The 6,010-nt window shown below is 65.0% G+C and carries 6 protein-coding genes; 2 read left to right on the top strand and 4 right to left on the bottom strand.

Features of this window, described 5'->3' with window-relative positions; translation table 11 throughout:
- The 3 genes from VMI09_06275 to VMI09_06265 form a co-directional block, all read right to left on the bottom strand.
- On the bottom strand, positions 1–795 hold a 795-nt coding region (locus VMI09_06275), incomplete at its 3' end, for an LLM class F420-dependent oxidoreductase (GenBank protein HTQ24284.1).
- A gap of 84 nt (positions 796–879) precedes the next feature.
- Positions 880–2,163, bottom strand: coding sequence for an acetyl-CoA hydrolase/transferase C-terminal domain-containing protein (locus VMI09_06270; GenBank protein HTQ24283.1), 1,284 nt, complete (start codon positions 2,161–2,163; stop codon positions 880–882).
- Between the two features lie 87 nt (positions 2,164–2,250).
- Complete coding sequence (locus VMI09_06265; protein HTQ24282.1) at positions 2,251–2,688, bottom strand: hypothetical protein; 438 nt, start codon at positions 2,686–2,688, stop codon at positions 2,251–2,253.
- A gap of 192 nt (positions 2,689–2,880) precedes the next feature.
- On the opposite strand from VMI09_06265, the gene VMI09_06260 reads away from it, so the two are divergent.
- Both VMI09_06260 and VMI09_06255 read left to right on the top strand, forming a co-directional pair.
- Positions 2,881–3,903: an LLM class flavin-dependent oxidoreductase gene (locus VMI09_06260; GenBank protein ID HTQ24281.1), complete on the top strand. Its 1,023-nt coding sequence runs from the start codon at positions 2,881–2,883 to the stop codon at positions 3,901–3,903.
- Between the two features lie 71 nt (positions 3,904–3,974).
- The gene (locus VMI09_06255; protein ID HTQ24280.1) at positions 3,975–5,042 is read left to right on the top strand and encodes an LLM class flavin-dependent oxidoreductase; all 1,068 of its coding nucleotides are present in this window, start codon (positions 3,975–3,977) and stop codon (positions 5,040–5,042) included.
- Between the two features lie 57 nt (positions 5,043–5,099).
- Here VMI09_06255 and VMI09_06250 read toward each other — a convergent pair whose 3' ends face one another.
- Complete coding sequence (locus tag VMI09_06250) at positions 5,100–5,822, bottom strand: hypothetical protein (GenBank protein HTQ24279.1); 723 nt, start codon at positions 5,820–5,822, stop codon at positions 5,100–5,102.
- Positions 5,823–6,010 lie beyond the last annotated feature (188 nt).

Below are 6,010 nucleotides of genomic sequence, written 5' to 3'. Positions count from 1 at the left end.
TCTGATCGGCAGACCCGCGAGCGTGCGATCGACACCCATCTCGGCCATCCGGCGGACGTCGTCGGCGCTGAGCGGCTTGCCCGTGCGCAGGCTCATCGTGATCTCGATCGGCCGCGTGCGCCCGGCGGCGCGCGCGAATTCACGGAGCTTCGCGATCTGCGCCTGCGCCTCCTCGAGGCCGTGCGCGATTCCGTACCATCCGTCGCCCTGGCGCACCGTGCGCTTGAGCGCGGGCTCGCTGGTGCCGCCGAAGACGATCGGCGGATGCGGCTGCTGGACGGTCTTGGGCATGAACTTCATCCCTTCGGTCGAAACCGTCCTGCCCTTGTAGAGCGGGTCGCTCTTGCTCCAGAGCTCGATCATCAGCTCGAGATACTCGCGCGTGCGCAGCGCCCGATCCTCGAATTTCATCCCGACCGCCTCGAACTCTTCCCTGAGCCACCCGATTCCGACGCCGAAGATGACGCGGCCCTGACTTAGCTGGTCGAGCGTGGCGATCGCCTTGGCGGTCGTAAAGGCGTTGCGCAGCGGCAGGACGAAGATGCCGGTGGCGAGCCGGATTTTCGTGGTCAGCGCCGCGACGTAGGCGAGCGTGAGCAGCGGATCGTGGAACGGGGCGTCGGGCGGCACCAGGAAGCGGCCGTCGGGCGTGTAGGGGTACGCCGACGTCTGGTTCACGGGCATGATCAGATGCTCTGCGATCCACGCCGACTCGAAGCCCAGGTTCTCGGCCGCGCGCACGTCGGCGGCGATCGCCTCGCCGCGCTGCTTCGTTATGAAGGTGCCGTATTTCATGGGCGCGTTACCTCGCCGGGAATCGGTCATGCCGCAATCGGTCATGCCGGAATCGGTCATCGATGATTGGCCATGTGACAGGGCTCAGTAAATCGGGCCGAAGGCCGCGCGCGCATGGCGTTCGAGCGGTTCGCGAAAGTCCGGATGGGCGATCGCTATGAGGCGCCGCGCGCGCTCTTCGAGGCTGATGCCGCGCAGGTGCGCCACGCCGAACTCGGTCGCCACGATATCGACGTCGGAGCGCGCTGTGGTCACGATCGGATCGTTCAGCGCGGCGACGATCCGGCTGACCTTGCCGCCGCGCGCCGTCGCCGGCAGCGCGATGATCGATTTTCCCCCGCGCGAGCGCCGCGCCGCGCGCACATAATCGACCTGTCCGCCGACCGCGCCGATATAAGTTCCGCCCGCGACCTCGGCGTTGACCTGGCCGCTCAGGTCAACCTCGATCGCCGAATTGAGCGACACGAAGCCATCGATGCGCGCGAGCATCTCGACGTTATGCGTCACGCTGAGCGGCACCAGGCGGAGCGCCGGGTTGCGATGGGCGAAGTCGTAAAGCTTGCGCGTGCCGAGCAGCGTGCCGGTGACGCTCGCGTCGCGATGAAAGGGTTTGGTCTCGTTGGTCACCGCGCCCGACTTGATCAGATCGACCACCGCGTCGCTGACCATCCCGCTGTGGAGGCCGAGCCGGCGATGGCCATGAAGGGCGTCAAGGATCGCGCAAGGCATCGCGCCGATCCCCATCTGGATCACCGCGCCGTCGGGCACCAATTCGGCGACCTGGCGCGCGATCTTCTTGTCCACCGCGCTCGGCTCGCGCGTGGAATGCTCGATCGGCGGGCGCGAACTGCGCACGATGTAGTCCACCCGCGACATTTCGAGCGGCTCGTCGGAATGGGTCCACGGCAGTTGGTCGTTGACCTGGGCGATCACCGTGCGCGCGCGGCGCATCGCGATCTTCAGATAGTCGTTGACGAGGCCCATGCTGTACTCGTCGCCGCTGTCGCTGGTGGGCGGCGCCAGATGAAGAAACACGACGTCGGCCTTTAAGATGCCTGTGTCGAACAGCGTTTCGACGTCGGAAAGCTGAAGGGGGATGAGCCGCAGCACGCCCGCGTCGATCAGCCGGCGCCGCGTGCCGATCGCGCTCATGCCGAGAAAGCGCAGGCAATCGGCATGCTCCGGCGCCAGCGTCTCGGAGTATCCGGGGCCGAGAAAGAGCGTGATCGGGCCGATCGCGTGGCGCTCGGCGACCAGCGTCTCGGATAGCGTCAGCGGCTCCGCCGCCCCTTGCGCCCAGACCACCGTGTCGCCGCGCCGGACGTAGCGCGCCAGCTCAAGTTCGTCGGCTCGCAGTTCCGTAGTCATTGTTCGGCGGCGCGGCAACAGTTGGCGGCAGGCAGTTAAGAGAAATCCGCGGGCAATCCAACGAGCGCGATTGCGCGGCCCGCCGGGCTAACCACCCGACAGGGTCGCGCTCCGCTTGCGGCGGTCGGGGCGGCGCCGCGGCCGCGCTGTATGAATCGCGCGCTGCGGCGTCCGCAGCGGACGCGACTGCCGTTCGACGCGCGTGCCGGGGGTCGGCGGCGGAGGCGCTATTCGCGGATCCACCCGCGCCTCGTCCTGCATCAGAAGAAAGAAAAACATGTTGGCCACCACGATCTTGGTCAGCCCGATGACCGAGACCAGCGCCCCCACCAGCACCCACTTCTCCGAGTCGTGGCCGAGCCATCCCGTCTTTACGCCAATGGTCAGCGTCGCGACGGCCGTCACGATGATGACGCCCATCGCAACCGAGGTCGGCACCATCGATTTGCGCCAGAAGGCCTCCGCCGAATGCGGATTGGCTTCGACGTCATGCCGGCGGCGCTGGAGCGGAAGGACGATAGCCACGTTCGTACCTGAGGATGTTTTATGCTCCACTGCGCGCCGTGGCGCAAGCGCCGCGGACGGAATCCGCCGCCAACCGCAGCAAACTCGATCCATGCGCCGCGGCGCCGGCTTAAAAAGCGAAAAGCCTTTGCCTCATCCGGCAATAAAGTCTAGACAGGATGCGGTACCCGAACCGTGCAGGAGGGCAACGCGATGAAGTTCGGCGTGATGTACGATTTTCGCAATCCGAAACAATGGCGGCGTCCATACCCGGAGCTATACACCACGATGCTCGACCAGGCCGCGATGCTCGACGAACTCGGCTACGACAACGTGTGGCTGACCGAGCATCATTTCGTCGATGACGGCTACAATCCGGCCGTGCTGCCGACCGCGGCGGCGATCGCCGCGCGCACCAGGAAGATTCGCATCGGCACGTTCGTGCTGCTGCTGCCGTTCCATAACCCGGTGCGCGTCGCCGAGGACTCGGTCTGCGTTGATATCCTCTCCAACGGGCGCTTCGACCTCGGGATCGGCCAGGGCTACCGCGCCGAAGAGTTCGCGGCTTTCAAACTGCCGCGTCCGGAGCGCTCGGCGCGCCTGGCCGAGGGCGTCGAGCTGATCCGGCGGCTCTGGACCGAGGAGCAGGTCACCTTCGAGGGCAAGTTCAACCGGGTCGAAGCGATGGCGCTCTATCCGAAGCCCGTGCAGCAGCCCCATCCGCCGATCTGGATCGGCGCGCGGACCGACAAGGCCGCGCGGCGCGCCGCCCGCCTGGGGCACCATCTGCTGGCCACTATCGGGCCCGATCCCGCAATTCCGTATCGCGACGAATTGAAGCTGCTCGGGCGCGACCCGGCGAAATTTTCGATCGCGCAGTTGCGGGTCGTGTACGTCGCCGAATCGGCCGACCGCGCCTGGCGCGACATCCAGGACCATCTGCACTACATGATGGGCGAGTATGCGCAGTGGCTCGGCGAAGCCAACGACGTCACCGGCGACAAGGCGGTGTGGGAATTGAAACGCCCCGAAGACCTGCGCACGTCGCCGTATGCCGAGCACATGATGGTCGGCACGCCGGATGAGTGCATCGCGAAGTTCAAGGCCTTCAGCCGCCAGTACGCCTGCACGCATTTCATCATGGCGACGCCGCTCCCCGGGCTCGATCCGGCCAAGGCCCGCCGTTCGCTGGAGCTGTTCGCGAGCGACGTCCGGCCGCACCTGGCGGGACTCTGAGCGGACGTCTTATGCCGCGCGGCGAACGGCGCCGACGCAAACCCTGACCAAGGAAACCGGCGAGGTTAAAAATGGATTTCGGATGTGTCTTCTTCGCGAGCCCTGACGCCTACAAAGACGCCGCCGCGGCCGAGCGGCTCGGCTTCTCGCACGGATGGCTTTACGATTCGCAGATGCTCGGCAGCGACGTTTACGCCGCGCTGGCACTTTGCGCGGTCAATACGCGCCGGCTCATCATCGGACCTGGCGTGACCAATCCGCTCTCGCGGATCGCGCCCGTCACCGCCTGCGCGATCGCGACGATCAACGCCTTCGCGCCCGGCCGCGTCGTGCTCGGCATCGGCACCGGCAACACCGCCCGGCGCACGCTCGGGATGCCCGCCGCGCGGGTCGACCAGATGCGCGAGCACATCGAGATCTGCCGCGGCCTGCTCAAGGGCGAGACCGTCCCCTATCACGAAGGCGAGCGTCATCGGATGATCAAGTTTCTCAATCCCGGGGGCGGCTATATCAACATCCGCAAGAAGGTGCCGATCTATGTCGCCGCGAGCGGCACCCGCAGCCTCGAGATGGCGGGCGAGATCGCCGACGGCGTGATCCTCTTCGGGGCGGTCGGGCCCAGCCTCATCAACTTCGTGATGGACAGCGTGCACGCCGGCGCCGAGCGCGCAGGCCGCAGACTCTCGAGCATCTATACGCTCTGCATGACCGCCTTTCATCTGACGCGCCCGGGCCAGAAGGTCGAATCGAGCGAGGTGCGGCGCGCGGTCGGACCGTTCGTCGCCTCCTCGTCGAACATCTTTGCGCTGGCCGCGACCGACAAGAATGCGCTGCCGCCCGACCTGCGCGACGACATCGCGAGGTTCGCCGCCGCCTACAAAGTCGAGAACGAACCGGCGGAGACCCGCCATTTGAAGCTCTACGCGGGTTATCTCCGCGGTTTTCGCAAGGAGCACGAGGCGCTGGTGACCGAGCGGATGATTCGCGCTACCACGCTCACCGGCACGAGCGAGGAGATCATCGATTCGATTCACGCGATGAAGAAGGCGGGCATCCGCCAGGTCGCAATCCAGCCGGTCGTGGACAATCAAACCACGCTGCGGACGTTTTCGCGCGAGATCATCAAGCGGATGCGCTAGATACCGTGGAGTCCGTCAAGCATTACCGGTCAGTGGATAACCGAGTGGCGGCGTCCCTCAGGGTTTGAACTCCCAAGCCTTCAGCATCTTCCGAGCGGTTCCGAAATTGCCGAGCTGGTAAATCGACGCTCCCGCCGGCGAGAAGGTGAATGCATTAAACGGTTCGGCGAGCATCTTCTTCAGGAAATCCTGCGAGGCGATGCCGACGGTGACGTGAGGATTGAAATGCTTGCCGGTGGCTTTCGGAACGAACGTCGCAACGTAGTCAATCGTTGGCTGATTGATATCGGGCTCCTCGGGCGTCGTAGCGAACGCCGCGGCCGTACCAATTTTTGTCTCAAAGGGCGCGACGGCGGCGATCAACTTTCGCTGCAAGTTGAGCAAGTCAGCCGTTGGCTCGACGACAATACCGGCCAGGCCAATGTCCTTCCACGGGATGTAGTAGTACTTGTACGCCTTGAGTTTCCAGCCAGCCGGGTTTTCGCTGGACAGTACGCTATCGACCGCAGCGTAAACTTTCTCAAGGTCACCTGTGCGGACGTAGCGCTGCAGCATCGAGATATGCGGGCGGTGCGTCGCATCCAGAGCGAAGCCCTTCGGAAAGACCGAACGCAGGCGGGCGTTGACGGTTTGCGCGTGCTCGAACATCGTGTTGTCCGGCTCAAGCGCGATGTCTATGGCCGTGATTGGATTTTGTTGCGCGCTAGACATCTTTGCATGGCCGAGCAGGGACGCGAGGCAGACGCCTAGTACGGGCAAGACCTTCAGGTATCGAGACATGCGATGCTCCCTTTGGGTCCACTTGGCGAGCAAGAAGGTTTACCACCTATTGAGGCCTGCATATTATAGTGGCAGATTTGCTTGATGCCAGAACGACCGAATGAGCGGTGGCCGCGGGCGCATGCGGCGCAGAGCGCGGCGGGCCTGATGGCTGAGCTGGGCGAAATCGCGCGGGCAGAAGTTGGGCA

The sequence above is a fragment of the Candidatus Binataceae bacterium genome (assembly GCA_035500095.1).
Taxonomy (GTDB): Bacteria; Desulfobacterota; Binatia; order Binatales; family Binataceae; genus JAKAVN01.
This window is presented reverse-complemented; position numbering and strand designations above follow the sequence as displayed.

Coding starts and splice junctions, on each gene's coding strand:
- VMI09_06255 (HTQ24280.1), top strand. CDS start 3,975: ATGGATTTCGGATGTGTCTTCTTCGCGAGCCCTGACGCCTACAAAGAC.
- VMI09_06270 (HTQ24283.1), bottom strand. CDS start 2,163: ATGACTACGGAACTGCGAGCCGACGAACTTGAGCTGGCGCGCTACGTC.
- VMI09_06260 (HTQ24281.1), top strand. CDS start 2,881: ATGAAGTTCGGCGTGATGTACGATTTTCGCAATCCGAAACAATGGCGG.
- VMI09_06250 (HTQ24279.1), bottom strand. CDS start 5,822: ATGTCTCGATACCTGAAGGTCTTGCCCGTACTAGGCGTCTGCCTCGCG.